Annotated in this window: 28 protein-coding genes; 16 read left to right on the top strand and 12 right to left on the bottom strand. The window is 70.6% G+C overall.

Features of this window, described 5'->3' with window-relative positions:
* Window positions 1-69: 69 nt before the first annotated feature.
* From ACP6CK_RS30180 to ACP6CK_RS30150, 7 genes are all read left to right on the top strand, one after another.
* Window positions 70-912, top strand: a complete 843-nt coding sequence (locus ACP6CK_RS30180) for a type IV secretion system protein (RefSeq protein ID WP_426960343.1) — start codon at window positions 70-72, stop codon at window positions 910-912.
* 144 nt (window positions 913-1056) lie between these two features.
* Window positions 1057-1821, top strand: coding sequence for a VirB8/TrbF family protein (locus ACP6CK_RS30175; protein ID WP_426960342.1), 765 nt, complete (start codon window positions 1057-1059; stop codon window positions 1819-1821).
* The gene (locus tag ACP6CK_RS30170) at window positions 1818-2894 is read left to right on the top strand and encodes a TrbG/VirB9 family P-type conjugative transfer protein (RefSeq protein WP_426960341.1); all 1077 of its coding nucleotides are present in this window, start codon (window positions 1818-1820) and stop codon (window positions 2892-2894) included. The genes ACP6CK_RS30175 and ACP6CK_RS30170 overlap by 4 nt, the downstream gene beginning before the upstream one ends.
* Window positions 2878-4032 carry a TrbI/VirB10 family protein gene (locus ACP6CK_RS30165; protein WP_426960340.1) on the top strand — a complete coding sequence of 385 codons (1155 nt, stop codon included), beginning with the start codon at window positions 2878-2880 and terminating at the stop codon, window positions 4030-4032. Before ACP6CK_RS30170 ends, ACP6CK_RS30165 begins: the two co-directional genes overlap by 17 nt.
* A complete protein-coding gene (gene virB11, locus ACP6CK_RS30160) occupies window positions 4029-5081 on the top strand; it encodes a P-type DNA transfer ATPase VirB11 (protein ID WP_426960339.1) in 1053 nt (350 codons plus the stop codon). The genes ACP6CK_RS30165 and virB11 overlap by 4 nt, the downstream gene beginning before the upstream one ends.
* On the top strand, window positions 5081-6934 hold the full coding sequence (locus ACP6CK_RS30155) for a type IV secretory system conjugative DNA transfer family protein (protein WP_426960338.1): 1854 nt from the start codon (window positions 5081-5083) through the stop codon (window positions 6932-6934). The genes virB11 and ACP6CK_RS30155 overlap by 1 nt, the downstream gene beginning before the upstream one ends.
* A 114-nt stretch (window positions 6935-7048) precedes the next feature.
* Window positions 7049-7246, top strand: a complete 198-nt coding sequence (locus tag ACP6CK_RS30150; RefSeq protein WP_426960336.1) for a hypothetical protein — start codon at window positions 7049-7051, stop codon at window positions 7244-7246.
* 10 nt (window positions 7247-7256) lie between these two features.
* Here ACP6CK_RS30150 and mobF read toward each other — a convergent pair whose 3' ends face one another.
* Window positions 7257-10406 carry a MobF family relaxase gene (gene mobF, locus ACP6CK_RS30145; RefSeq protein ID WP_426960335.1) on the bottom strand — a complete coding sequence of 1050 codons (3150 nt, stop codon included), beginning with the start codon at window positions 10404-10406 and terminating at the stop codon, window positions 7257-7259.
* A 6-nt stretch (window positions 10407-10412) separates the two neighbouring features.
* On the bottom strand, window positions 10413-10721 hold the full coding sequence (locus ACP6CK_RS30140) for a hypothetical protein (RefSeq protein WP_426960333.1): 309 nt from the start codon (window positions 10719-10721) through the stop codon (window positions 10413-10415).
* A 174-nt stretch (window positions 10722-10895) separates the two neighbouring features.
* Between ACP6CK_RS30140 and ACP6CK_RS30135 the strand changes: the two genes are divergently transcribed.
* Genes ACP6CK_RS30135 through ACP6CK_RS30125 form a run of 3 tightly spaced genes read left to right on the top strand, consistent with a single transcriptional unit; the run spans window position 10896 to window position 12796 of the window.
* Window positions 10896-11282, top strand: coding sequence for a hypothetical protein (locus ACP6CK_RS30135; protein ID WP_426960332.1), 387 nt, complete (start codon window positions 10896-10898; stop codon window positions 11280-11282).
* 18 nt (window positions 11283-11300) lie between these two features.
* On the top strand, window positions 11301-12200 hold the full coding sequence (locus ACP6CK_RS30130) for a hypothetical protein (RefSeq protein ID WP_426960331.1): 900 nt from the start codon (window positions 11301-11303) through the stop codon (window positions 12198-12200).
* A 41-nt stretch (window positions 12201-12241) separates the two neighbouring features.
* A complete protein-coding gene (locus ACP6CK_RS30125; protein ID WP_426960329.1) occupies window positions 12242-12796 on the top strand; it encodes a hypothetical protein in 555 nt (184 codons plus the stop codon).
* A 284-nt stretch (window positions 12797-13080) separates the two neighbouring features.
* Here the strand turns inward: ACP6CK_RS30125 and ACP6CK_RS30120 are convergent, their stop codons facing one another.
* The 8 genes from ACP6CK_RS30120 to ACP6CK_RS30085 form a co-directional block, all read right to left on the bottom strand.
* Complete coding sequence (locus ACP6CK_RS30120; protein WP_426960328.1) at window positions 13081-13989, bottom strand: replication protein RepA; 909 nt, start codon at window positions 13987-13989, stop codon at window positions 13081-13083.
* Window positions 13990-14769: 780 nt separating this feature from the next.
* Complete coding sequence (locus ACP6CK_RS30115) at window positions 14770-15393, bottom strand: hypothetical protein (protein ID WP_426960326.1); 624 nt, start codon at window positions 15391-15393, stop codon at window positions 14770-14772.
* The gene (locus tag ACP6CK_RS30110) at window positions 15386-15532 is read right to left on the bottom strand and encodes a hypothetical protein (protein WP_426960324.1); all 147 of its coding nucleotides are present in this window, start codon (window positions 15530-15532) and stop codon (window positions 15386-15388) included. Before ACP6CK_RS30110 ends, ACP6CK_RS30115 begins: the two co-directional genes overlap by 8 nt.
* A 376-nt stretch (window positions 15533-15908) precedes the next feature.
* Window positions 15909-17006: an ArdC family protein gene (locus ACP6CK_RS30105; protein ID WP_426960322.1), complete on the bottom strand. Its 1098-nt coding sequence runs from the start codon at window positions 17004-17006 to the stop codon at window positions 15909-15911.
* Complete coding sequence (locus ACP6CK_RS30100) at window positions 17003-17296, bottom strand: hypothetical protein (protein WP_426960320.1); 294 nt, start codon at window positions 17294-17296, stop codon at window positions 17003-17005. Before ACP6CK_RS30100 ends, ACP6CK_RS30105 begins: the two co-directional genes overlap by 4 nt.
* Complete coding sequence (locus ACP6CK_RS30095; RefSeq protein ID WP_426960318.1) at window positions 17296-17592, bottom strand: hypothetical protein; 297 nt, start codon at window positions 17590-17592, stop codon at window positions 17296-17298. Before ACP6CK_RS30095 ends, ACP6CK_RS30100 begins: the two co-directional genes overlap by 1 nt.
* Entirely contained in the window at window positions 17589-17858 is a 270-nt protein-coding gene (locus ACP6CK_RS30090; RefSeq protein WP_426960316.1) for a hypothetical protein, read from the bottom strand. Before ACP6CK_RS30090 ends, ACP6CK_RS30095 begins: the two co-directional genes overlap by 4 nt.
* Window positions 17858-18286, bottom strand: coding sequence for a hypothetical protein (locus ACP6CK_RS30085; protein WP_426960314.1), 429 nt, complete (start codon window positions 18284-18286; stop codon window positions 17858-17860). Before ACP6CK_RS30085 ends, ACP6CK_RS30090 begins: the two co-directional genes overlap by 1 nt.
* A 666-nt stretch (window positions 18287-18952) precedes the next feature.
* Here ACP6CK_RS30085 and ACP6CK_RS30080 point away from each other — a divergent pair.
* Complete coding sequence (locus ACP6CK_RS30080; protein ID WP_426960312.1) at window positions 18953-19870, top strand: hypothetical protein; 918 nt, start codon at window positions 18953-18955, stop codon at window positions 19868-19870.
* Between the two features lie 12 nt (window positions 19871-19882).
* Here the strand turns inward: ACP6CK_RS30080 and ACP6CK_RS30075 are convergent, their stop codons facing one another.
* A complete protein-coding gene (locus ACP6CK_RS30075; protein ID WP_426960404.1) occupies window positions 19883-20626 on the bottom strand; it encodes a hypothetical protein in 744 nt (247 codons plus the stop codon).
* Window positions 20627-20828: 202 nt separating this feature from the next.
* Complete coding sequence (locus ACP6CK_RS30070; protein WP_426960403.1) at window positions 20829-21488, bottom strand: hypothetical protein; 660 nt, start codon at window positions 21486-21488, stop codon at window positions 20829-20831.
* A gap of 138 nt (window positions 21489-21626) precedes the next feature.
* Here ACP6CK_RS30070 and ACP6CK_RS30065 point away from each other — a divergent pair, with 138 nt between their 5' ends.
* Genes ACP6CK_RS30065 through ACP6CK_RS30045 form a run of 5 tightly spaced genes read left to right on the top strand, consistent with a single transcriptional unit; the run spans window position 21627 to window position 26135 of the window.
* Window positions 21627-21929, top strand: coding sequence for a hypothetical protein (locus tag ACP6CK_RS30065; RefSeq protein WP_426960401.1), 303 nt, complete (start codon window positions 21627-21629; stop codon window positions 21927-21929).
* Window positions 21930-21936: 7 nt separating this feature from the next.
* On the top strand, window positions 21937-22311 hold the full coding sequence (locus ACP6CK_RS30060) for a helix-turn-helix domain-containing protein (RefSeq protein WP_426960400.1): 375 nt from the start codon (window positions 21937-21939) through the stop codon (window positions 22309-22311).
* Window positions 22312-22334: 23 nt separating this feature from the next.
* On the top strand, window positions 22335-23201 hold the full coding sequence (locus ACP6CK_RS30055; protein ID WP_426960398.1) for an ImmA/IrrE family metallo-endopeptidase: 867 nt from the start codon (window positions 22335-22337) through the stop codon (window positions 23199-23201).
* Window positions 23194-24021: a hypothetical protein gene (locus tag ACP6CK_RS30050; protein ID WP_426960397.1), complete on the top strand. Its 828-nt coding sequence runs from the start codon at window positions 23194-23196 to the stop codon at window positions 24019-24021. Before ACP6CK_RS30055 ends, ACP6CK_RS30050 begins: the two co-directional genes overlap by 8 nt.
* Window positions 24018-26135: a nucleotide kinase domain-containing protein gene (locus tag ACP6CK_RS30045; protein WP_426960396.1), complete on the top strand. Its 2118-nt coding sequence runs from the start codon at window positions 24018-24020 to the stop codon at window positions 26133-26135. The genes ACP6CK_RS30050 and ACP6CK_RS30045 overlap by 4 nt, the downstream gene beginning before the upstream one ends.
* The last annotated feature ends 3 nt before the right edge of the window (window positions 26136-26138 follow it).

Raw genomic sequence — 26138 nt, 5'->3', positions numbered from 1 at the left:
GCCTCGCCCGCGGCTCCCACCATCTTCCGCGATTTCGCAACCTCAATGGACACCATGCTGATCTCCAGCATGGACGCGATCATCACGAGCGGGCTGAGCGGCCTTCGCGGGATGATCGCGACCGCCCTCTCGCTCTACATCATCGGCTTCGCCTTCCTCACTATCTACGGCAAGACGGACGTGGGGACGGCGGCGATCTCGGCCGTCCGTGCTGTAGTGGTGACACAGGTTCTCCAGGCGTCCGCCTACAACTATTACGTCCGGGACTTCTTCTTCACAGACTTGCCCAACACGATCGCGGCCGCCCTCGGCGGCCCTCGCTCCGGCATCTCCTCGGCGGAGCAATTTGATCTGCTGTGGTCCGCCGCCCTGCACGCGACATCCATTGTGCTCGGTCAGGCGACGGGCTTCACGATGATGATGGAGCGCGGCATGGCGTGGGTGCTCGCCTACGCCATGCTCGGGGCGCTCGGCGTGATTTTCCTCGTCTGGCTGATCGCACGCGTCTTCATGGCCGTCGTCATCTGCATGGGCATCTTCATCGTCCTGCTCTTCCTATTCTCCGCGACACGCGGCTTCGTGGAACAGTGGATCGGCAAACTGGTGGGGCTGATCGTCCTCCAGCTCACCGCCTCAATCCTGCTGCGGCTCGTTCTGGTGATCATCAGCGACAAGATGCGCGCGATGGGAGCAGCGCCTTCCGGGAACGTGGACGCGCAGCTCAGCCAGCTCGCCAGCATGGCCTCCGTCTTCTGGATGGGAGCGGCGCTGATGCTCGTCCTCCCCTCCTTCGTCGCCATCGGCTCCGGCGTGAGCGCTGGGTCTGTCGCGGCCGCCGGCCACATCGGCCGCCTTGCAGGCGGCGTCACCCGCGCCGCCGCCGCCCCCTTCCGCCGTGCATCTAGGAGCTGAGCCCATGCTTCGACCCGCAGCCCTCTTGCTGGCCGTCCTTGCCGTTAACGCCTGCGCCCCGACCCCTCCGCCGGCCTGCCGGGGTGACATGTTTTCCCTGAACGCGCCCCTGGTGGCCGGGGGCACGCCGCAGGTGGCGGCGCAATGAGCCCCCCCGCTGCCTCGGCGGAGCAGGTCCTGCACGCCGCCGATATCGTGATTCCCGCGGGGGAGCTGGACCGCGCCCTCGCGGACCGGCGGCGAGAGGAAGCCCGCCGTCGCCGACGTGAGGCGTGGCGGGGGACAGGGCGCAGCGCGACCATCGTGGCGCAGTGGGGCGTGATCTTCGCCCTGATGGCCTTTATCTGGGTGCGGCCGCCGCAGACGGCGCCGGTGCCGATCATCGTCTATCAGCGGCCGGACGGCACCGTAACCAACCATGCCGAGTGGGACAGCCTGCCCGCGCAGGTGCGCCGCGATTCCACGGTGAACGTGGTCTGGACCTATGTGCAACAGCGGGAGAGCTGGAACGAGGGCAACGCCGGCTGGGCCTGGCAGGTGGTCTCCGCCCTCTCCTCCCCCGCGCTGCGGGACCAGTTCCAGGCCTGGTACCGGCGCGAGAACCCGGACAGCCCGGCCCGCCGCTACCGCGACGGCACCACGATCGAGGCGCAGTATGTGAACTGGGGTCCGGTCTGCCCGATCGAAGGATGCAGGGGCGACCCGGACGCTTACCGGATCTGGTTCAAGCGGGTGGAGACCCCGCCGGGCGGCCAGCCGATCGACCGCGGCACCTATGCGGCCACGGTTCGCGTCCTCCGCAACGTCCCGATCCCGCAGGACCGCATCTGGCAGCGGTGGACCTTCAACGCCCCGCAGATCCAGGTGATCGACTACACGGGGCCTCAGCGCGAGGGCGTGACCCCTTGAGCCGTTCGCTTCTACTCGCCTCTGCCCTCGTCCTCTCCGCGCTGGCCCTTCGGGGGGCGTCCGCGGCAGAGACGCCGGCGCCGTGCGGCCCGGACCCTCGCGAGCGGTGCATCGCCTACCAGCCCGGCCAAATCGTGCGCATCTACGCCGCACCCGGCGCGACGCTCGCGATCGAGCTTCCGGCCTCGGAGCGCGTCGCCTTCGTCGGAACCTCCGACAACCAGCTCCTCCAAGGCGGCGACCCGGCGGAGCGCGTCGCGGCCGCCGGCGGTGACGGCAGCAGCACGGCGGACCCGAATCTGATGACGAGCGTGCCCCGCACGGACGGGGGGACAGGCAACTTCGTCATGATCAAGCCGCTGCGGCACCTGGAGCCGCAGCCCTTCACGGTGCTGGCCTGGTGGACCAACCCCACCAACAACGCCCGAGAGCTGCGCCGCCATACCTTCGAGCTGAGGACGCGGCCGGGCGAGCTGACGGAGGAGGTGCCGGACACGTTCTTCGCCGTCCGCTTCTCCGACCCCGTCGGGCAGGCCATCGTCGCGGAGGCCGCGCGGGCGGAGGCGCGCAGGGTGGCGGCCGAGCGCACGGCGGCGGACCGGGCCGAGCGAGAGCAGCGTACCGCGGCATCCCGACTGACGCAGGCGGCCGCCCTGGGAACGAACGCGCGCAACGTCGCCTACGACGGCCAGGGGACGGCGGCGGACCGCGCGGCCCTCGCACCCGCGCCGAGCGCCACGGTCCCGGCAATTTGGGACGACGGGCAGAGAACCTACCTGCGCTATCCCGGCAACCGGCGGCCGCCGATGCCCTACCAGGTGATGCCGGACGGCACCGAGGCCGTCGTGGGGCAGAGCACTGACCCGGACCCGACCACCAACGGCAACATCCTCGTCCTGCACGGCGTCTTCCCGATGCTGCGTCTACGGGATGGCGACAACGTGCTGTGCATCGTGAACCGCGCCTATGACCGGACGGGCGCCAACCCGGGGACCGGCACCGTCAGCCCCGACGTGCTGCGCATCAGGCGGCCTGCCCGCAGTAGGGAGCGCGTCCGTGCCGCCGGCCGCTGAACAGCACGACGCGCCCTCCCTTCTCTCGCCTGTCGCGGGCCGAAAGCCCCTCTCCGGCCGAATGAAGGCAACGATCGGCGTGCTGGGCGTAGCCTCGGCTGCCGGCGTCTTCTGGCTCATGTCGCAGGGCATCCAGCCACGCGGCCTGGAGGAGGAGGGCGGTCGCCGCCTCAACGTGGACCGGGTGGGGGAGGTCGGGGAACGTTGGAATCCCATTCCACGCGAGGCCCCGCCTCCTCCCCCTCCGGCGGTCGTGCAGGTCGCCGTTCCCCCGCCGCGGCCGCCGGCCACACTCGCCGCAGGGGGAGGGTTCTCTCCCTTCGCTCCACCGCGACCCGGTCCGTCCCGCGTCGCGATCGCCGCCTTCGAGCTGACGCAGGGGGGAACGCCGGCCGTGCCTCCGGCCACGGGCCCGCAGGCAGGCGGCGAGGGCCTCCCCGGTGCCCCCGGCGCCTCTGTCCTTCCAGCGCCCCGCGACGGCCTGGGCGAGCGCCTGCGCGCCGGCGAGGACATGGACACGGCCGTGGCAACGGTGCTGCCCGACCGGAATCTCTTCATCACCATGGGCACGCCCATGGGCTGCACGCCGGAGCAGCCGATCAACACCGACCAGCCCGGCCCGTTCCGCTGCAAGGTCTCCGCCCCGGTCTATTCGACCAGCGGCGCGGTGCCGCTCCTCGACGCCGGGACGTGGTTCGTCGGGCAGGTTCGCGAGAGCCTGCAACGCGGCCGCCGCCGCGCCTTCGCCGTCATGACCCGCGTCGAGACGCCGCAGGGCTGCCTCGTGCGCCTTCGCGCGCCGGTCGCGGACCAGCTCGGGGAGGCGGGCCTGGACGGCGAGGTGGACACCCACTTCTGGGAGCGGTTCCGCGGCCTCGCGGCCGTCGCCTTCCTCGACGCCGCCTCGCAGGCAGCCGCGACCGCCGCGGCGAACGCCCTGGCCAGCCGCAACGGCAACTCCATGTCGTTCAACCAGTTCGGTGGCATCGGCGGCCAGGCCGGGCAGGGCTTCCTGGACGACACGAACATCCCGCCCACCCTCCGGCGGAACCAGGCGCGGCCGATCCTCGTCATGGCGATGCAGGACATCGACATGCGGCCGTGCTTCTCTCTGCGGACGCGGGAGGCCGCGCGATGAGCCGCCACGGGGAAGCCCTCCCGCTGTTGCAGCTCGCCCTGGCCCCGCTGGACCCCCTCTGGGAGGACCCGGAGGTGGAGGACGTGCTGATCAACCGTCCGGGTGAGGCCTTCGTGCGGCGGCGGGGCGAGATGACGCGGCACGACGTCCCGCTCGACTTCGTGGACCTCGAAGGGATCGCGATCCTCGCCGGATCGCTCAAGCGGCAGAACGTCGGGCGGAGCTTCCCCCTCCTGTCCTGCGACCTATCGGGCGGTATGCGCCTCCAGGCGGTCCTTCCGCCCTGCGTGAACGACGGGAGCGTGGCGCTCGCCATCCGCCGGCCGAAGAAGGTCGCGCCGACCCTCGACCAGCTCGGCGCCGGCGGGATCTTCGCGGAGGTGCGGCCCGTCGCGCGCGGCCTGTCGGAGACGGACCGCGAGCTGCTGACCCTCTACCGCGCCGCGCAGGCCGCGCCGGGCGAGAGCCGCGAGGCGGCCTGGACTGCCTTCCTCAAGGCGACGGTGCGCGCGAAGCGGACCCACTTCCTCTGCGGCACCGTGGGGACGGGGAAGACGCACTTCGCCATGGGGCTGGCGAACGAGATCCCCCTCTCCTCGCGCATCGTCACCGTGCAGGACGCCGACGAGACGAGCGCCCTCCCCCACCCGAACCGGGTGGACCTCTTCTACTCGAAGGGGGATCAGGGCGAGGCGGCCGTCACCGCGAACGACCTGGTGGAGGCGTCGCTGCGCCTCTCGATGGAGTGGCTGCTGCTCCAGGAGCTGCGCGGCGCCGAGGCGTTCTCCTTCGTCCGCGCCCTCCGCTCCGGCCATCCCGGCATCACGACGGGCCACGCCCCCACGGCCTCGGCCGCGATCCCGGCCGTCGCGCTGATGATGAAGCAGCACCCGGCCGCGGCGACGGTGGACCTTGCCGTCATCGAGGAGACCTTGCGCGGGCTGATCGACGTGGTGGTCCACTTCCACCGGCCCGGCGGGCGGTACGCGATCAGCGAGGTATGGTTCCGTCCGGCGGCGGACGAGGATGCGGCCAGAGGGCACGCCTGATGGCTCTGCTGCGCTCCGCCCTGACCCTGGCCGCTGCGGTGGTCCTGGCGGCCCTGGGATGGCTCGTGGTCGCCTCCCTGCTGTTCCTGTGGGGTGTTGGGCTCTGGGGACACCCCACCCTCGCCTGGTGGGAATACCCCTGGGCTTGGTGGCGTTACGCGCCCTATGCCGGCCGCTCCTTCACGGAGGCGGTCGCGATCCTCGCGTCTGGCCTCTTCGCGTTCGCACCGGTCCTGGCCCTCGCCCGCTGGCAGTGGCGCCGCTGGGGCGGCATCGCCGGCATGGCGAGGAAGGGCCTCGGCATCGACCGCATCCGCCGCGGCTCCACCAACAATCATGGGTCCGCCGCCTTCATGGACATGGCGGAGGCCGCGCGGCTCTTCCCGCCGGTGCCCGACCCGGACCTCGGCGGCATCGTCGTGGGCGAGGCGGAGCGCGTGGACCTCGGCCCCGTGGCGCGGGTGCGCTTCGTCCCGGAGGACCGGGAGACCTGGGGAAACGGCGGCCGCGTCCCGCTGCTGATCGACCCGTGCAAGAGGGGCACGACGCACTCCATCGTCATCGCCGGCGGCGGCGCCTACAAGTCCACCACCCTTGTCACCTCGCTGCTCACCTGGAAGAAGTCCCGCGTGGTGCTGGACCCCAGCACGGAGCTGCACGCGCAGATCGCGGCCGCCCTCGCGGCCCAGGGGCAGACCGTCGTGCGCCTCGGCATCGGCGACGTCGGGCCGAACGTGCTGGAGGCGATCGACATCGACAGCGACATGGCGGAGACCCGCCTGCGCGCCGTCGTCGGCCGCATTATCGGCCCCATCCCGGAGGGGGGCGGCGGCAGCGACGGGACGAACGCCCGCTTCAAGCAGTGGGGGCGGACCATCGTCACGGCCCTGCTGGCGCACATGCTCTGGGACCCTGACTTCCCGCCGGAGCTGAAGACCCTCCGCACGCTCCGCGCCGGCCTGTCCGTGTCGGAGGAGAGGATGCGCGACCGCCTCCGCGGAATCCACGAGACCAGCCCCTCCCCGCTCGCGCGCAGCCTCGCCGGCTCCATGATGGGGCTGGCGGACGTGACCTTCTCCGGTGCCTTCGGCAACGCGACCGACGACACGGAGTGGCTGGCGAGCGAAGTCTATGGCGACCTGGTGAGCGGCGACGCCTTCCGGATGGCGGACCTGGTGAAGGGAGAGCTGACCGTCTTCGTGCAGGTGCCGATGGAGGCGCTGCGCGAGACGCCCGCCGTGGCGCGGGTGCTGATCGGCTCGCTCCTCGACGCGGTCTTCGCGGCGAACGGCCGCGTCAACGGGCGCGTCGCCTTCTTCCTGGACGAGGCGGTGCTGCTGGGACCGATGAACGCCCTGGAGACGGCGCGCGACCAGGGGCGGAAATACAAGGTCACGTTGCAGCTCTTCTACCAGTCCGAGGGCCAGATCGAGAAGGTCTGGGGACGGCCGGGCAAGGATGCGTGGTTCGACGGCGTGAGCTGGCGCACCTACGCCGGCATCCAGAACCTGAACACGGCGAAGGACCTCTCCGCCACCCTCGGCACCTTTGGCGCCGTCGCGACCAGCCGCGGCGAGAACAAGGGGCGGAGCGGCCGCATCATGGACATGCCGACCAGCTCGGCCGGGTCCAACCTGAACGAGCACGAGATCTCGCGCGAGGTGGCGAAGCCGCACGAGCTGTTGCAGGAGATGCGCGGCGACGAGCGGATCACCCTGCCGCGCGGCGAGCGGCCGATCCGCCACGGCGCGGCGATCGGCTTCCGACGGGCGGCGATCGCCGCCCAGCTCCGCGAGACCTCCTACACCGCGGCGTGGGAGGACGACGAATCTCGGCAGGTGGCGGCCGAGTGATGGCCCCTGCCCCCCGTCCCCTTTTCCAGCCCGTTCCCAGCGCTGCCGAGAGGCAGCGCCGGGATGCCCGTGCCGTGCGGCGCGCGCTTCCCCTCAACCCGTCAGGAGAGTCCCATGGCGATTGCCGAACCGAAGGAAGTGAAGGCGGCCCGCGCGCAGGTGCGTGCGAAGGAAGCGGCCGCGTGGGACCGCGTGGAGGCCGCCGGCCGGACGGCACGGCAGGCCGAGGGCGCCCAGGCGGCGAAGGCGACCGCGAAGGCCGGAACCGAGGACGAGGACGGGGCGAAGAAGCGCCAGGGCATGACGGCCTGACCGGCCACTGCTACGCCCGCGGACCCAGCCGCGGCCCGGCGTCCGCCCTTGCGCGGTGCACCTGGTCCTGCGCCCGCAGGAGTCGTTCCACGGCAGCGCGGAAGGCACCCATGCCCCGCTCCACGCCGATCATGGAGAAGGCGCCTTCCAACCGGGCCGCGAGCCTCGCCACGGCCTCTCGGGCCATCTGGAAGTCGAGGGTGCGGCGGAGGGTGTGCGGTGCCCCGCCGCCGGCCGCGCGCGCCTCCTGCACGCGCAGCCCGCCTTGCAGGGCGTGCGTCGCCCTCTTCGCCTCCCGCGCCACGTCGGAGACGAAGGCCAGGGCGCTCTCTTTCACCGGCTGGCGCGCCAGGTTTCTCGCGACGGCGTCCCACAGGTCCGCCTCGGTGAGGGGATCGGTCAGCCCCATCGGCCGGCGATCCTGCGCCTCGCGCAGCTCCGCGCCGTAGCTGGACACGAGCCAGGACGCGACGCGATGCCGGCTCTCGGCGACGTAGCCCTTGAATCCCTGCACCGCCCGCGACCCGGACGGCATGGCGTTGATATGCTCGTCGGAGGTGAGACCCTGGCTGCTGTCGATCGTGAGGCAGTCGCCGTGGGCGAGCCTGACCCGGCCGGAGCCCGCGTCGCGCAGGGCGTCCCAGGACACGAAGCCAACCTTCCCGCTCTCGGCGCGCAGGTGCAGCCCCTCGCGCGGGTGGACCTTCACTACCTCCAGCACGCTGCCGTTGTCGCCGATGTTGGCGGAGCGCCGGCGGCCGGCCTCGTCCGCGAAGGTCGCCCGAGTCCGCGCGAAGAGCCGCACGCGGTCCCCGTCCGCCAGGGGGAGGGAATAGGTGGCTCCCGCCTGGTCGGTCGCGGGGACGTTCGCCAGGTCGGGCCCCACCTCTCCCGCCTCCCGGCGCCGCGCGCGGATGGCGAGGGAGACGGCCCGCGCGTCGGCGTTCGTCGGCGCCGACACGGTGACGGCGTAGCCGGAGGCCGTCGCCTGCCCGGCATCGCGGCGTTCCTGCCAGAGGGCGGCGACCCGCTCCACGGCCTCGCGGTAGCCGCCCGGCACGAGTTCGGCCGTGCCGTCCTCCCGCTTCTTGGCCAAGGCTTGGCCGGCCTTGCCCTCGCGGAAGAGGCCGGCGATCTCCCGCTCACGCTCCGTCCGCTGCCGGACGGTCGAGAGGATCTGCGGTACCGCCTTCTCGCCGAGGGCCTTCCGCATCAGGTCGATGATGGCGCCAGCCTCAATGGACTGGCACTGCCGGTCGTCGCCCACGGCTGCGATCCGGAAGCCGTCGCGCTGCTGCAAGCGGAGGAGGTGCAGCATCTGGCGCGTGCCGACGCGCCCCACCTCGTCCAGCACCACCACGCTCCTCGGCGTCAGGGTGACCCGGCCGGACTGGACGCGCTCGAGGAAGGGCTGGAGGGCGACGGCACGGTCTCCCTCCACCCCGGCCTCCCCGAGGGCGCGCGCCTGGCGCCAGGCATCCGCCACGCCCCACACCTCGGACCCGCGCCCCGTCCAGGCGTCCACCAGCGGGCGCAGCATCGTCGTCTTGCCCGCCCCGGCCACGCCGATGGCGAGCCCGAAGCGGCCGCCGCTGCCGAGGGCCTCCATCGCCCGGCGCTGCGCCGCCCCGTGCTCCCCGGCGAGGTCCAGCCCGCTGCGCGTCACGGCCGCGGCGAGCGCGGCCGGCGAGAGGGCGTCGGACCGGTCCGCCTGCGCGGCCCGCGCCAGGCCGACCAGCTCGCGCTCCTGCGCGACGTGCAGCTCCGTGGTGAGCTTCGTCCGCCCGTCGTTCCCCTCCTTCCAGATGAGTCGCGTGGCGCCACCGCCCTGCTCTACCCCGCGGCGGGCCATGGCGCGCGTGAGGGCGCTGACGTCGTCCGTCGTCTCAATGCCGGCGGCGATGAGGCCGCGTGCCGCGGCGAGCCGGGCGTCCGTCCCCAGCACGACGGCGCGCCGCTCCAGCTCCTCCGACAGCAGCGGCAGCGCCGTCTGGAAGCCGTGCTCCAGCCGGCCCGCCCGATCCTGGACGGGGGCCGGCGGGCCGTACGCGACGGCGCTGCGGTGCCGCCAGCCCAGGGCTTCGGCCTGCGCCTTCCACGCCTCGGCGTTCGCCAGGTCGTCGGCCTTGAAGCGGCGCGATTCCTTCGCCCCGCCCTTGAGGAAGTCGATCCTGTCCTGGGCGGGCATGGCGTCCCATTCGAGCCCTCGCGCTCGCGCCTCGGTGCGCGCGGACTCCTCGGCGTCGCGGGTCCGCTTCGCGAACGCCTCCGCCACGGCCTCGGGGATGGCCGGCAGCCGCGCCATCCTCGTGCGCTCGCACAGCTCGACGTCGATCCCGGCGCGGCGGAGGTTGGCGGCGAGGAGGGCTTGATACACCGCGCCGAACTCGTGGATGCGGTTCTTCAGCAGATCCCGGTTCACGGCCACCAGGCGCCCGCTCTCCGTCACCATCGCGTTCGGCACGACGCAGTGGCTGTGGAGCTGGGGATCGCCGGCGACGCGGACGTTGTGGATCTCGGTGGCCACCACTCCCGTCGCCGGGTCGGGCCGCGTGACGGCGACGGTCGGGCGGCTGGTGAAGTGGTCGAACGTGACCCAGGCCAGGTGTCCCCGCTCTTCGCCCTCCCGCCCGCCGTGGCCGAAGCCGGCCCGGGCGACCTCGCGCTCGACGTAGCGCAGCGCCTCGTCCCGCGCGTCGCGGTGCGCCTGCAGGATGGTGTTCCGCTCGGCGGCCGTCTCGGCGAAGGCCCAGGCCAGGGAGGCGGACTTCGGAGCCGAGAAGCACAGGTCCACGTAGGAGATGCGGACCCGGTCCTTCTTCCCCTCCTCCGCGGCCTCGTAGCGCCGGACGCCCCGCTGGCTCCCCTCCACCTCCTCGCCGTCGGCGCGCCGCCCGCCCAGGAGGTGGGCCACCGCCTCCTCGTCCAGGAACTGTCCCGGCCGGATGGCGAGGGCGGACGCCAGGTCCGCGTGCACGTCGGCGCGGACCGTGGGGACGCACCCCATGCCTCTTGCCAGGGCCTCCTCCGTCCCCTGCCCGCCCGCGTAGTATTCGGCCAGGCGCATGTCCGCCTCGGGCAGCGTTTGCTCCAGCAGGTGCGCGGCCATGGCAGCGGCCGCGAAGGGCGCGCCGGCCGCGCCGGTCCGGTAGGTAAGCATCGCCGCTCAGGCCGCGCCGCGCGCAGCGGTCCGCAGCTCGGCGGGGAGCGCGGCAACTGCCGCCTCGATCCGTTCCAGCGCTGCCAGCAGGCCGGTCAGCAGCCGGGTCAGGTCCATATCCCCGGGGGGCTCGCGGGTCGCGGCGCGGAGGATCTGCTCCAGCATCTCGGTCTGCGTCCCCAGCAGCGGGACGAGGCCGGACACGCCCTGCACCAGGGCGCCGACTGCCGTCTCCAGCTCCGCCGTCGCCTTCGCCTGGGCGGCCTGCCCGGCCAGGATGCGGTCCAGCTTGGCGTGAAGTTCGGTATCGGCCATGCCTCGTTCCGGTTCCCCCGACCGCGTGAGCGGTCACTTGGTCTGCTGAACTCCTCCTACACCGCAGAAGCGGAGCACGTCAGGGGCACTCTCGCCGTATATTCGGCGGAGAAACGGTGTAACGATGGTGCCGTCTGGAAGCGGGCGGTGTCGGCAATGGCAGGCGGCGAAGGCGTGGACCCGAAGCTGGCGATGGTGCTCAGCGCCGGGGGGCGAGGCCGCGGGAAGCGGTCGCCGCTCTACCTGTTCATGCGCCGGCACTTCGTGGCGCTGACCGCCGACTTCGAGGCAAACGGCCCCCGATGGGATGTCCGGACGAAGGCGTTCGGCGAGGCCGGGCTGACCGACCGGGACGGCAAGCCGCCGACCGTCCGGACGGCGCAGCAGACCTGGTACCAGCTCAAGCAGGACCTGGCGCGGCAGGCGGCGAAGCCCCGGCCGGCGAACGTCCCTGCGCCCCCTCCACTCGCGTCGTCACCGCCTCCCGCCCCAGTGGCGGGGGACGAGGACGACGCGGAGCGCACGGGCCCGCGCTTCGGCTTTGCCAAGCCGCGAGCCTGACCCAACGAAAGGACGACGATGGCTGCACAGTTGAAGAAGGCGGGTGGACCCGGCGTGGTGCCCCTGTTCCGGCGCCCGGCCCCCTACGAAGGAGAGGAGGAGCTGTCCGTGGGCCTGCCGCCCTTGGCCGTTCCCGCCGCGTCCGGGGTCACGAAGGCCGGCGTAGACCTCGCCGGGCTCCCGCCCGCGTGGTTCCTCATCGGCGCGGGGTGGAGCGGCAAGACGCTCCTCGCCCGCTGGCTGGGGTGGCGCTCGGCCGAGGAGGGCCGCTCGGCCGTTCTCGCCGCCCTGGACCCGCAGAACCGCACCCTGCCCGGCTTCTTCGAGGGCGTGGCGCAGCCGGCGAACGCCGACCCCGTGCAGACGGCCCGTTGGCTGCGCGACCTGGTGGCCTGGCTCATGGAGCAGAAGGCGGCCGCCATTCTCGACATGGGCGGCGGGGACACGTCGCTCGCCTCCCTCGTCGACAATGCCCCGACCGTGGCGGCGGACATGGAGGAGGCGGGCGTGGCCCCGGTGGCCGTCTATCTCCTCGGCCCGCGCGTAGACGACCTGGCGAGCCTGGAGACCTTCGAGGCCCGGGGCTTCAGGCCGAAGGCTACCGCCATCATTCTCAACGAGGGGCGCGTGGACCCCGGCCTGGACCGCGAGGAGGCCTTCGGCCGGGTCCTGAGGCACTCGGCCGTGAAGCGGGCCCTGGACCGCGGCGCGGTGCAGGTCTGGCTTCCCCGCCTGGACCCGCCAGAGCTGGCGCAGGAGATCGAGGCCAAGCGCCTTTCCTTCGGCATGGCCCGCGACGGCCTCGTCCCGGTCGGCAAGGCCTTTCCCCCGATCGGAGGCCTCAACCGCTCCGCGGTGCGCCGGTGGCTGGAGCGGATGGAGGCCGAGTTCGCTCCGGTGCGCGGCTGGCTCCCGTGAGTTGGGTGGCGCCACCGCCCGCGGTTGCGACCCGCGAGGACTTGGCCGACGCGGTGGCGACCGCCCAGGAGGAGCTGGCGCAAGGGGTGAAACGGGGGGAGCTGACCCGCGACCCCTACCGCTTCGTCCTCGGCGCGCTGTCCGTCACCCTCGGCCTGTTCCCTGGGTTCGTCGCGCGCATAGAAGCCGCGGCGGAAGGCGCCCGCGTCCCGCTCTCGGCCGAGGAGAAGGCGGTCTTCCGCCGCGACCTGCGTGACAGCCTCCGGCAGGAGGCGGGCAACCTCGCTAGGGCCATCAACCGCCGGACCGCCCTTCTGTCCGGAGCCGGCGCCATGGCGGTCGCCCTGATCGCCGGCACCGGCGGCTACCTTCTCGGCCGTGGCTCCGTCCGCGAGGAGGTCGCCGTGCTGGAAGCGCGCCTCGCCTTAGGATCGGGTGCCTCGCGGGCCTGGCTGTCCCTGATCCAGGCCAACTCGGACCCCCGGCCCGCCCTCACGGCGGGCAACTCATGGCAAGACCAAGCCTCCGGCCGCCGGGCTGCTGAAGTCCGCCTCTGGCTGGACCCGGCTGCGGCGTCGGTGCCGCCACACCGGTAGGAGCGTGCCGTCCGGAGGCGGTATTCACCCCCTGCTCTCGGCACTCGGTTTCCTGTCTGCGTTTGGCGTGATCAGGTGTGGACTCTACCGCGCACCCTCCTCTGCTTCCCACAGGTTCGCTCTGGGCATTCGGCTTGGGCGAGTCTTCGAGGTCTCAGCAGCTCGGCTATGGAGCGGGGTGCGGTAGAGTCCACACCCTCTTTCTTTCCCGGGTTGCGGGCCAGCAGCCTCTTGCAGCCTTGCTTCCCCTTAGCGCGGTAGAGTCCACGCCCCCCTGGCCTGCCTCAGGCGAGCTTGCGGATGGGCGGATGCGACGGATGGAGGACGAGACCGTCCTCCTCTTCCTCCACCCGTGCGTCGGGGTAGGTCGTCAGGGCAAGGCGAAGGTTGGCCAGGAACGTCGGACGGAAGTGCCGGAGGGCCTTGAACCCGCCGCCGAACTGCCCGTGCAGCGCGGCCCAGCGCACGGGCGTGGGCCGCTGGAGGACATGCAGGCGGTAGGCCAGCCAGACATAGAGATCCAGGGCCATGCTATTGTTCTGGATGTGCCGCAGCGCTGGTTCCCAGATCGGGACCGGATGCTTCTGTAGCGCCGCATGGAACGACTCGCTTAGGCGGACCCGTTCGATGAAGAGGGATCCCTGGCGCGTGTCGCCGCCGTCGTCGTCCAGCATGAGCATGCCGTCGTCCACGATCCGCTCATTGCTGAAACCGGTCCGGCCCTTTGCCGCCGCGTAGTAGAAGGTCAGCTTGCACGTACTGAGTCGCGCAGCCTGATCCCGAACCTCGACATATGACTTCCCGCCGTGCGGAATGCCCATTCGTTGGAGCCACTCGCGCATGGACCGGCCGAGTTCGACCTCTCGGCTTCCCGAGCGCATCGCATGGGTTTGGAGGTAGAGGAGGATGAGGCGGGCCCGCGACCCATAGGGGACGCCGACCATCTCCGGCTCCGCAGCGCCCGGCCTCAGCAGGCGTCCAGGCTCGACCATGAGGGTAATCTGCTCGTTGCGGCGGACCCATGCTTCGTCCGTCGGCAGCCGCTTGTGCGGAAGCGCCGCCTGACAGAACCCGCTGTAAGTCACGCCGATGCCGTCGCTCTCGTCAGTCAGCACGTCTGCGGCAATACGGACGAGGTGGCGTTCGCCGGCGCCCACGCGGCGCAGCGCCTCCTCCTTGCCCAGGTCCAGCACGAGCCTGTGGAGCGTCCCCACGGCGATCCCCCATCGCCAACCTCGCCCGGTATTGCCCGAAGCGCGTCGCTTTGTCGCCGTGGACTCTGCCGCGCAAGCTATTTGAGAATCCTATTTGAATCCTCTCATTGAAGTAGGCCGGTAGAGTCCACGGGATAAGGTCTCTAACGCGCTGATTCCGCTACGGCTTGGCGGACGTACCTGCGGCAGAGTCCACGCGAGGTGCGGCAGAGTCCACGGGACGAATCGGACGCGATGTGGGCAACGGCAATTCCGCCTTGGCGGAGCCGGTTTACCGGTTCATGACATCCTCACTTCGCGGTTTTCTGATACCGAAAACCCGCAAACCTGCTCTTCTACGACGTTGCAGTGGTTTGCTGAGATACACCTCGGCCCGCGCCAGCCGTTTCAGGGTGAGGCCGCGTTGAGCCGGGGCGCGGCAGAGTCCACGGCACGCATCGGACGCGATGTGGGCAACGGCAATTCCGCCTTGGCGGAGCCGGTTTGCCGGTTCATGACATCCTCACTTCGCGGTTTTCTGATACCGAAAACCCGCAAACCTGCTCTTCTACGACGTTGCAGTAGTTTGCTGAGATACACCTCGGCCCGCGCCAGCCGTTTCAGGGTGAGGCCGCGTTGAGCCGAGGCGCGGCAGAGTCCACGGCACGCATCGGACGCGTTGTGAACAACAGCGGCGCCGTTCCGGCAGGCCCGGCCAACCGCTTTATGACATTACCGATTTGGGGTTTTCTGATACCAAAAACCCAAAAACCTGCCATTTTACGATCTTACGGTGAGTTCGTTAGGGTCTACCCCGGCGCGCGCCAGAAGTTCCAGAATAAGGCCGCGGGCCGGCGACGCGATCTCGTAAGCGATCTCGGTATAGGCGTCCGGCCCGAGCAGGGCGTCCAGGCGCGGGATGGCCTTCAACGGAGGGAGCCTGCGCCCGGAGGGGACGGCTTCGAGCCACCGTCGGGCGCGGCGGGCCACGCCGGGGTGGGTGGGCCAGCGGTTGGGGAGCGCGACCGCGGACGGCAGGCCGTCTAGGTTGGCAGCCGCCCTAGCCCCGTCCTGGGCGGACGGGCCGAAGGGCACGACCACGAGGTCCGCGATGTCGGCGAGCACGCGATCCACGTCGGCACGGTTGGCCACGCCGTCCACGAGGATGAGGAGGTGGTCCACCGCGAGCAGCCGCTGAAGTTGGTCGGCCAGGAGGGGCGGCGATCGGCCATCCACTACGACGTAGCGCCGCTCGCCTTCGGCCAGTGCGTCCTCCGGGTCCGTCGTGACCACGACGGCCGGGATCGGGCGCGGCAGGCTGCCGGCACCGTGCGCCGCGAGGTGGCTGAGGGTGCTCTTCCCGGTTCCGCCCTTCGAGCCGGCGAAGGCGATGACCCTAGCCACCGAAGCCGAGCCCCTGGCCGACGAGGCGGCGCACGATTTCCTGGGGGGTGATGGTGCGGTCCTCGGAAGCCGATGCCTCGACGGCCCGGCGGCGGAGCGCGGCGTGCCAAGCCTTCGGCAGCCGGAGGCTGATCTGCATCGTCTCCTCGGGTGCGGGGGGCCGCCCCGGGCGCCCAGCGGATCTGCCGACGGCGGGTAGGTCAGGGGATGCCGGCGGCGGCATCGCGGGACTGGGCGTCGCAGGGGGCTGGGCGGCGATGGTCCGCAAGGCCTCAAGGGCTTGGGTTTTGGTTCTGACTGCCACTGCGGCGGGCCTCGAATTGATGACACGCCGATACACCAAACCGGACATACGGCAAACCTCTAGGTTTTTGGTATTATAAACTCTCGGTACGTTCGATGCACGATACCGCCGTTTGGCAAACCGGCCGGCGAGATCGGCTCCACCTGCTAGAAGGGGAATCACAAAACCAGACCGGAGGAGCGACGGTCCGGCGCTCTTCCACGCACTGATCCTACTCTGCCGCCGCCGCCTGACCCGGCTGCCGTGCGGCACCGCATAGCCAGTCGGCCGCAGACTGGGCCCGGCCTGCGGCCGTGAACACGGCGCGCTTGTCTCCCCGCAGCAGGTCGAGCCAGTGCGCGACGTAGCGGGCATGGTCGGCCCGCGGCTCGGTCGCGAGGCCCAAGCTGGCGAGGAGGAATGCCGCCCCAAGTTCGGCGACGAGTTCCTCGGCCGCGTAGGCGCCGCCCCCGAACCGCCCCGTGAGGTCCCGCGCCAGCCGGGAGGGGTGCCCCGTCCAGTGCGTCACCTCGTGCGCCAAGGTCGCGTAGTAACCCTCGGCCGTGCGGAAGTCGGCGAAGGCGGGCACCTGCACGTGGTCGGTCGCGGGCGCGTAGAAGGCCGCCGTGCCCCCGTGCCGCAGGTCGAGGCCGGGCAGGCGGGAGAAGAACGCCTCCGCCGTCCCGATACGAGTCTCCTCCGGCAGCCGCGGGGCGGTGTCGGTCGGGAGCGTCGCCCCGTCCACCTGGGCGGCGTTGAAGACCGCGTAGGCCCGCGCCCACGGGCCGCGGCGGGGGGTGTCCTCACCATCCCCGGTCCCGCCGCCGTCGGCGTCCCCTCCCGCCCCGTTGTCTCGCCCCACGCCCGCCGGGAAGCGCCAGAACACGACGGTGGTCGCCCGCTCGCCGCGCCGGACCTGGCCGCCGAGTTCGGACCACTGCCGGTAGGTGCCCCACAGCCCCGACCCGTAGCCGCGCGCCTCCGCCGCGGCCCACAGCGCCAGGACGTTGACGCCCCGGTAGGCTGCCCGGCTCGCGACGTTGAGGGGCAGGGCAGGGGCGGCGCCAGCGTCGCGCCGGCGGTGCCACGGCATGCGCCAGTCCGTCCCGCGGGCGGCGCCAGCCTCGATCGCGGCGACGATTGCCTCGGTGACGCGGGCGTACACGTCCGCGCGCTCCTCAACGGGGATGCCGCTCCCCGTGCCGGGAACGACGCGGCCGCTGCCGGCGTCGGCGGGGGAGGGCAGGAGAGCGCTGGCCCGGCCCGCCCTCTCCCGGCCCGTGCTGCTCCTCGCGCCGCGCGCGGGGGCGTGCTGCTGGGCGGCGGTCATCCGACCCATCGGCCAGCATGGGCCACGGTGTTGCTCCCCCACCCTGCCGCCGCCTTCACGCCGACGACGACGGGCTCCGGGCCGCGCCGGGGGAGGAAGCGGGCACGGGCCTCAGCGGCTGACCACGCGACTATGCGGGCGCGATAGGAGAAGAACTGCCGCCGTTGGGAGCGCCAGTGGACGAAGAAGGGCCGCGGGCCGTGGCCGGGCAGGCCACTGGGGAAGGCGGGGCAGGGGAGGGGGCGCACCCCCTCCGCCATCCCCGCCGCGTGGTGCTGCGGGGCGGCCATCACGCGGCCTCCCGCGCGGGCAGTACCGCGCCCACCGACACGGCAGGGCAGGGGAGGGGCATCCCGCCCCTACCTTCCTCGTCGTCGCGCTCGCCCGGTGCGCCCGCATGGGCGTAGGCGTCGAGCACGCGGGAGGCGGCGGCGACGCGGTGCTCTAGGTCTCCCGCCCGGAGGCGGAGGGCGGCGGCCCGGGCGGAGTGCACGGGCAGCGTCGCAAGCCGCGCCTGCACCTCCAGCAGCTCGGCCAGGGCATCCTCGACGATGCTGTGGGCTATATCGGTCCAGCGGTCGTTCATCGGGCGTCCTCCCCGACGACGAGGAAGAGGTCGTAGCCGACCGTCTCGATTTCGGCGGCGGCGTCGCCGGCGATGGCGAACAGCTCGGCCGCCAGCGCCCCAGGGACACACCGGGCGGCGTCCTCCAGCTCGCGCAGGGCGCGCTGCGCCCCGTCCAGCAGGGGCGTGAGGTCCTCCAGCCGCCGCGCGGTGGGGCAGGGGAGGGGAGGCGCCGCCGAGAGGGTGGGCGACAGCACGGGGAGCGGCTTGGGGAAGGACAGGGTCATCACGCCCGACCCTCCGGGGCATAGCGGCCCCGGCTGAAGGTACGGTCCTCGGCGTCGCAGTCGTAGCGGTGATCCGCGAGCTGGGCCGCGCGGTCGGCGGCGTCGAACACGGGCGCGCGGATGGCGGGCGCGTCCTCCAGAGCCGTGACCTGCTCCCACAGGCTGTCGGCGAGGTGGTCGCAGCGGGCCTCGCCGGCGAGGAAGGCGAGGGCCTCGACGGCAAGGGAGGCGAGGGTGGCCGCGCGGTGGGCGAGGCCCTCCTCAGGGTGCCCCGCGTCCACGCGGCGGAGCGTCAGGCCCGCGCGGGGGTAGGTGTGGACGACGCGCAGCAGCGCGGCGACGGCGGGCGAGGGTCCGGAGGCGAGGGGGAGGGGAGACGAGTTGCGCGCGAGGTCGCGCGACCCCATCACGGGGTCAGCCTGGGTCATGGGTGCAATCCATGTCTGGGTCAGGCCGGGGATGCGGGGTGCCAGCCCCACTCCTCGGCCGCCGGTCATCCCGACCGACAAGAAGAAGATAGCAGAACAGGCCGGATAAGCAAGAAAATACAGCGATTTAGCACGATTTCTTCCCCACGGAAGCGAGCACATACGAAGTATCCTGACAGCAAATCATCCCGCATCGACAGTCTCGCTCGATCCGACCTGGCCCTTCTACTCTGTGCTTTACTTCCGTTCCCACCTCTTCCACCCGCCCCTTGTTCGACCCGCGCCGGAGGCGAGGGTTGAACTACTACTGGCGCCCCTCGTCCCGACGAGTTCACCCGGCCGGCGCGCGCAGCGGGGGTCAATGGGGCATTGGCGCTGCCCTCATCGGGATCACGCCTGCGCGGCCCCCGGTCGCGCACCCGCAGGGCGCTGCGCAGCGGCGGGGGTGATCGAGCGACCACCTCCCCGGCCCCGTTGACGCCCGCGAGCACGCTGGCAGCCTCCGCCCATTGGGACACTGGCGCGCCCGCTGCGGTCGCTCCGCGTCAGGGATGGAAGCCCGGAGGGCCGAGACGCCGCAGGCGGCTCGGGGCGAAGCCCGACAGCCCGGCCCCCGCGCAGCGGGGGAGACGCTCCCATCTATTGATTGCAGAGGCGGAGGTCAGTGTGGGCCAGACCAAGGGAGTGCTGCGGCGCTTCGGCTACTACGTCCCGAGGGACGACGGCACCGTGGACGTCTCGGTGCAGGACGGCGAGTTCACGCAGGAGCTGTGGCACGAGTTCAGCGAGGTGATGCGGATCGTCGTCGCGCTCCGACCGCTGGTGATATCCTACCTAGCTCTCGAAGAGGATCATGGGGAGTTACGGCAGGTTGAGGCGATTATCGCACAGAGCCTGGAAGGCGCACCGAATGCCTTCGGGATCGTGCCCGCGATGCTGCTTCCTGCCCTCGCCCGCGCGCAACGGCACGTGTCGAATTTCCTCGGCTCGGCGGCGACTTTCAGGGACCGTATTTTGAAGTGGTTCGCGACGACGTACCGAGATGAGCCGGAGATAGTGGGGCTTCCGCCGCGAGAGTTCAGCTTTGCCTACGACCGCTCGCTCGCCTACCGCATCATGTACAATCTCCGGAACTACGCGCTTCACCAGAACGTGCCGGTGTCGCTCATGCCGATCACCGGGACACGTTCGCGCTCCGACGGGTCGATGGCGATGGGCGTGCGGCTGCTCCTCGACACCGGGGAGCTATGCGGCAACCCAAAGACGAAGGGGCCGGTCCGTGACGAACTGCTGAGGCTGGGGACGTCCAGCTACGAGATTGTGCCGCTCGCGGCGGAGTACATGGAGAGCCACGCGCGCTTCATGCGCTTCGTCCTCCGCTTCCACGCCGACGATTTGCAGATAGCGCAGCACTATGCGCGGGCGGTCTGGAAGGGGGCGAAGTTACCGCCCCGAGCAATCCCGGTGATTTGGGAGGGAGAGGGCGTGCCGGGTGCCGAGCCGACGACGATGAACTGTCATCATCTTGCCTTTGACGAGCTGGGTTTCATGCGACTTCTGCTTGACCGCCTGCCCACAGATTAATTGATGTCGCGCTCAGGCACGACCTCCTGACGAGCGGGACACACGCCCGACCGGTTCCGGGCATGCTGCCATCACCGCGGCGAAGTGGTCACGGGAAAGGACCCAGCGCGCGAGATCTGGGCTGATCCAGCCCAGCAGTTCGACCGCTTCACGATGGCGGTCGGCGAGCTTCGCCCCGATCGGCTCCCAGTTGGAGCCGATGATTGGCTCGTGGTGCGCGATGCGGTTGCGCAGATCCTGAAGCAGCTCCGCGCGAGCGTGGAGGGCTGTCAGGATCTGCCGCTCGTGCCCGGTGAGGGTGATGCTCGGGAAGGCGAGGGGGATACGCTTGCTCCAGAAGATGCCGCCATAGGCAGGGCGGAGGAGTTCGCGCCAGAGATTGAAGTCGCTGGCGGCGATGATGTCCGGCAGCGACGGGCTGCCCTTCCTCAACCGACCCTCGGCCTTGTCCAGTTCGGCTTGCACTCTCGGATGAGCGTTGCGGAAACGGGCGACGCGGTGCCAGTCGGGCCCGAAGGCATCGGCGAGCGCGCGATGGATGGCGTTGCGCAGACCGATCTCAACCTGAGAGAGGACGACGGTGAGGGCGGCACCGACCTCGGCGTTCCAGACGTAGAGGGTGAGGGCGCGATCGGCGTTCCCACCGGTCCGGGCGAGGTACTTCGAGAGGCGGTCGCGGCTGAGCGCGTCGGCGACCTTCTCAGGGTCGTAGGGGGGCGGGGCCGAATCATCTTGAGATTGGGAAGGCTGATCCATACATTACCCCTCGGTCGGGCCCCGGGGGGCTTCCCTGTCGTCTGGTTTCAGCCAGGCGGTAAATTCCCGGCGGACGCCAAATACCTGTTTCGCGAGGAGCCGTCCTCTGGGGCGGCTCTTCTGCGTTTTGGGGGTTCATGTGGCTGCGAGAGCAGCGGGTAGAGTGGCCCGGGTTCGGGGCACGCTGCCGGGGTGAGCCATGTCAGAGGACCGGCTTCGGCGCGAGGCGCCGGCGGCGGGTGGACGCCTCCAGCCGAGCTGGTCCCCGCATCGCGGCTGACAGCGGCAATTGCAGTCCGCCCCCGCTATTCCGGCGTACGGCCTCCACCGGCACGCCCGCGCCCTCCCCAAGCGGTATGGGCCAAAAGCATTCCACTCGGCCTTCTTCGCCCCGTAGCGCCAGGAACACGACCCGCTTCACCTCGCCGGCGTCGCCCGTCTCGACCGCGAGGCGGAACATCAGCCCCTCCATAGCATCCCCACCGAGGGCCAGCGCGAGTTGCTCGGCTTCGCTCTCCTGCTGACGAAGCGTGCGTTTATTGGGTTCCTCGGCATCGCCCCGAAAGAAGCGCACGGGCACGCCCTCGATCAGGAAGATGAAGTGGTGGGTCTCGTCGAGGATGCCGAGCCAAGGGTAGCGGCCGCTCTCGGCGGCGCGGGCGAGCTGGTGCTTCGAGAAAGCGTAGGCGCGGCAACCGACGGACCAAGCATCGTCCCCAGCCCAGGGGTCGGCCAGCGCTAAGGCGTCGGCCCGCCCGCGAGCCAGCAGTCGGGCAGCCGCAGCCAGGCGTTCCTCGGCTAGAGCCGGGTGCAGGTCCCAAGGGCGGCGAGGCGATGCGGGCTCGGCGGACGCGGACGACATGGACCTCTGTATAGCCGACGCCTGTCGGAGCCGACGCTAAGGCTTTCTCGGTCCGAGGAACCTTCCTTGCACAAGGAGGCCTTGAACTGCCTATCGGTAATCCTATCTTACCACTCGTAAGCATCCGGAGTGGAGGCGATGGACGCCGGTCATGTCAGGAAGGAGTTGATCGCCATCCTGGGCCAGATCCAGGTGATGAGCGGTCTGGCGTGCCCCGTCCTCACCGGCGCCACGGTCCCGATCACGGACCTCGACAAGTTCAACAGCAAAATTTGGCCCGTGGCCACTGGGATGCTTGCTGCGACCCTCGGCATGGAAATCCCCAACAACGTGAACATCTTCAGCACGCGCGGCGCCTGCCGCACGGCCCTCAGCATCGATCAGACCGTCGCTGAGGTGTGCCGAATCGCCGCCTCGGCCACCCCGGTTGCGGCGGAGTGAGGCAGCCATGACCGAGCAGCAGGATGCCGCGCGGCGCGCGCAGCTCGCCGCGCGCATCAAGGAGGCGCGGACGATGGCCGGGCTCTCGCAGGGCCAAGTCGCGCGCATGCTCGGCCTCCATCGCCCTTCGGTTTCCGAGATCGAGGCGGGCAACCGCCGCGTCACGGCCGAGGAGCTGGCCCGGATGGCGGAAATGTTCGACGTCAGTGTGTCGTGGCTCGTCGGAGAGGCGCCGGACACGATCGCGCCCGACGATCCCCGTCTGCAGCTTGCCGCACGCGAGCTCGGCAAGCTCAAGCCGGCCGACCTCGACCGCCTCATGACCCTGCTCGCCGCGATGCGACGCTCGGACGAAGACGAGGAGGCCGAGAGCCAGCCGTGATCGTGCCTCCGAAAGCCCAGATCATGCCAGACCGCCGCGCTCTCGCCCACCAGGCCATGCTGGCCTCTATCCGGGCGCGGCAGGTGGCCAACCTCGACCTACACAGCCCGATTTGCATCTACGGGCTCTGCGAGGTTCACCAGGTGACAGTCCGCTTCAACGACATTGCGAGCATGGAGGGGATGTACGAGCGCGGGTCTTCATCGCGCATCCACCTCTCCGCGTTGCGCCCCCTACCCCGGCGGGCGTACAATTGCGGTCACGAGCTGGGGCACCACGTCTTCGGCCACGGCTCCACCATCGACGAGCTGCGCGAGGACGTGGCCGGCGGTGCGCAGAGCAGCCCGAACGAGATCCTCGCCGATGCCTTCGCGGCGTTCGCGCTGATGCCGACGCTCGGCCTCCGCCGCGGCTTCGCGGCCCGAGGCTGGACGCCGGCGGCAGCGACGCCGCAGCAGGTCTTCGCGGTCGCCTGCGAGTTCGGCGTTGGGTACGCCACCCTCGTCACCCACCTCACCTATGCCCTGGGCGAGATGCCCCGCGCGCATGCGACGAGGCTCCTCCGCGCGACGCCCCGCTCGCTGCGCGAGGAGATTCTCGGCACGGTCACGCCCAGCCCGCTCGTGGTGGCCGACCACCATTGGGCGGCGCCGACCCTCGATGCGGAGGTCGGCACGCTGCTTCTTTTGCCGCAGGGCGCGCAGCTCGAGGGAGCTATCGCGGCAGCCGAGGGCAGCACGGGATCCGGCTCGCTCTTCCGCGCGGTTTCCCCGGGCGTGGCCCGCGCGACTGTCCCGGGAACGCCGTGGGCAACCTTCGTGCGTGTCGCGCGGCCCCACTACGTCGGCCTCGCGAAGTACCGCCACTTGGAGGACCACGACGATGACTAGCGTTGCGCCCGTCCCCTTCATCATCGAGGAGAGCAGCATATCCCGGGCTTGGGCGCGCGCCTTCCTGCGCGTGATGGACAATTCCGGCACCAGGATTTCCCCCCTCGTCGTCAGCATCGGCGGCTTCGGACCCGAGGGCGAGATCCCCGAGGACGGCGCGATGCGGGCAGCGATGGACACTGCCCTCGACGCGTTCGACGACTGGGACGTGGAGACGGTCGCGTTCACCATCTTCCCAGAGCGCTACTGGCGCATGGCGCAGGGCGACCGGACGAAGTTCTTCGGGATGTGCCGCAGCGCCCTGCCGCGGTTGATGGCGATGAACCCGACCTCGAACCGGCGAGGCCTCTACTTCGGGCGCCTAGTCGCCTACGGGTCCGGCCCGTGCGACGGCAACCAATTGGAGTGGGTGCTGTCCCAGTATCTCGGGCGGCCAGGGGTGCGGCACTCCATGTTCCAGGCCGCCATCTTCGACCCCGCGCGCGACCACGTTCCCGACGCTCAGCTCGGCTTCCCTTGCCTCCAGCAGGTCAGCTTCGTCCCCACAGACGACGGTGGCCTCGTTATCAACGCCTTCTACCCGACGCAGCAGCTCTTCCACCGAGCATACGGCAACTACCTCGGCATCGCGCAGCTCGGGGCCTTCATGGCGCACGAGATGAAGCTTCAGCTCGCGCGGGTGAACATCACGGTGGGAATCGAGAAGCTCGACCGCCCCGGCAAGACCAACCCCCACCTCGTGCCGCTGACCGCCGCCGCCCGCGCGTGTTTGTCGTCCGTGACAACGCCGGCGCACGCCGCAGTGTCGGCCGCTAAGTGACGCACCTGAAGCCGCCGGGGATCCCAACGGGCCGCCCACGCGGGCGTCCGCGGAAGTCGGCACCCGGGGAAGGCGCGCAGCAGGCGGCGTTCGCACTGCCCGTGCCGGCGGAACCGCGGCCGGCACCGCCGCTCGCCCTGCCCAAAGCTGTCTATTCCAGCCATCTGGCGCCGGCGCGCGTCACCGAGGTGTACGACAGCTACTGGCACTTCGCGGTGGAGCGGCAGCGCGTGTTCTTTCGCAGGCTCGCGGGCGCGCGACCACCATGGACGGAGGACCCCGTCATCGGCGGGTATCGTTTCACCAATGCCTACCGCGCGTCGGATCGGGTAAGTCAGTATCTCATCCGCAACGTGATCTACCGCGAGGACCTGCCGTCATCGGACGAGGAGGTCTTCTTCCGCATCCTCCTCTTTAAGCTCTTCAACAAGATCGAGACGTGGGAGCTGCTAGAGACTGCATTCGGTGCGGTGACGTGGGCAGACTACCGCTTCGACCTCTACGACACCGCCCTCGCGCAGGCGCTGCGCGGCGGCACGAGGATCTACTCGGCCGCCTACATCATGCCCCCGGGCGGTTCGACCTTCGGCCACCCCGCGAAGCACCAGAACCACCTCCGGCTACTGGAGGCTATGATGCACGCGGGGGTGCCCGCGCAGCTGCGCGGCGCACGGCGGATGCAGCAGGCGTTCGACCTGCTCCGCTCCTTTCCGACGGTCGGCGACTTCCTCGCCTACCAGTTCGTCACGGACATCAACTACAGCCTCCTGACCGACTTCTCCGAGATGGAGTTCGTCGTGCCCGGCCCGGGTGCGCGGGACGGGCTGAGCAAGTGCTTCGCGAGTGGTGGCGGCCTCAACGAAGCGGAGTTGATCCGTCTCGTCGCGGACCGGCAGGAGGAGGAGTTCGAGCGCCTCGGCCTCGAATTTCCTTCGCTCTGGGGCCGTCGCCTCCAACTCATCGACTGCCAGAACCTATTCTGCGAGATCAGTAAGTACGCTCGCGTGGCGCATCCCGACGTTTCCGGGGTCGCGGGCCGCACTCGGATCAAGCAGCGCTTTGCCCCGAGCGCGGCTCCTCTCGTCCCCCCCTGGTACCCGCCGAAGTGGGGTCTCGACACCACCGCCGCGCCACGCGCCGCCGAACAGCGTGCGGAAACCCTGACCATCGCCCCGAGGAGGCAGACCATGGACATGCGCATTTACCAGCAGGAGGCGCTGGCGACCGACCGTGTCCCTCTCACCGCGTCGGGCACCGTCGATCCGGTAGCTGGCCTCATTGTGCCCCTGCTCGGCCTCGCGGGTGAGACGGGCCAGCTCCTCAGCGAGTACAAGAAGCACCTGCGCGACCGCAACGCGCACCTTATGTTCAAGGAGCGCGTCGCCGAGGAGCTCGGCGACCTTCTCTGGTACGTCGCCAACGTCGCCAGCAAGTTCGACCTCGATCTGGCCCAGATCGCTGCGGAGAACTTGGAGAAGGCGCGAGGGCGTTGGGGAGCCAGGCCAGACGCGCCGCACATTTTCGATGAGGAATATCCCGAGCGCGAGCGCTTCCCGCGGCGCTTCGAAGTCGAGATGTACGAGACCATGGTTGAGGGGAAGGTGAGGGTACGGGTTCTGCTGGACGGGGAGTCCCTTGGCGCGGCCCTCACCGACAACGCTTACGATCCAGACGGCTACCGCTTCCACGACGTGTTTCATCTTGCCCTGGTGGCGGTGCTAGGCTGGTCGCCCGTCGTGCGTGGACTGATGAAGCGGAAACGCAAGAGCCGGCCGGAGGTGGACGAGGTCGAGGACGGTGGGCGCGCGCAGGTCATCGAGGAGGGCGTCTCGGCACTGGTGTTCGACTACGCCCGCGCGCATGGATTCCTCGAAGGCGTCCGCGACCTCGACTATGACCTCCTCAAGACTGTCGCGAGCGTGACGCGCCACCTGGAAGTCTCCCGGTGCAGCCTCGGCGATTGGCAGCGTGCTATCCTGTCTGCCTACGCGGTCTGGCGGGAGGTGGTGAAGCACAACGGGGGCCGGGTGCTGGTGGACCTCGATCAGCGCGCCATCCGCTTCCTGGGCACTTCAGACGCCCGGGCGACGGAGGCCGTCGCCGCCGACGCGTGACGG

The organism is Muricoccus radiodurans (genome assembly GCF_050154705.1).
In the GTDB taxonomy this organism is placed as follows: Bacteria; Pseudomonadota; Alphaproteobacteria; order Acetobacterales; family Acetobacteraceae; genus Roseomonas; species Roseomonas radiodurans.
The sequence above is the reverse complement of the archived record's forward strand: the minus strand, read 5'-3'. Positions and strand labels throughout refer to the sequence as shown.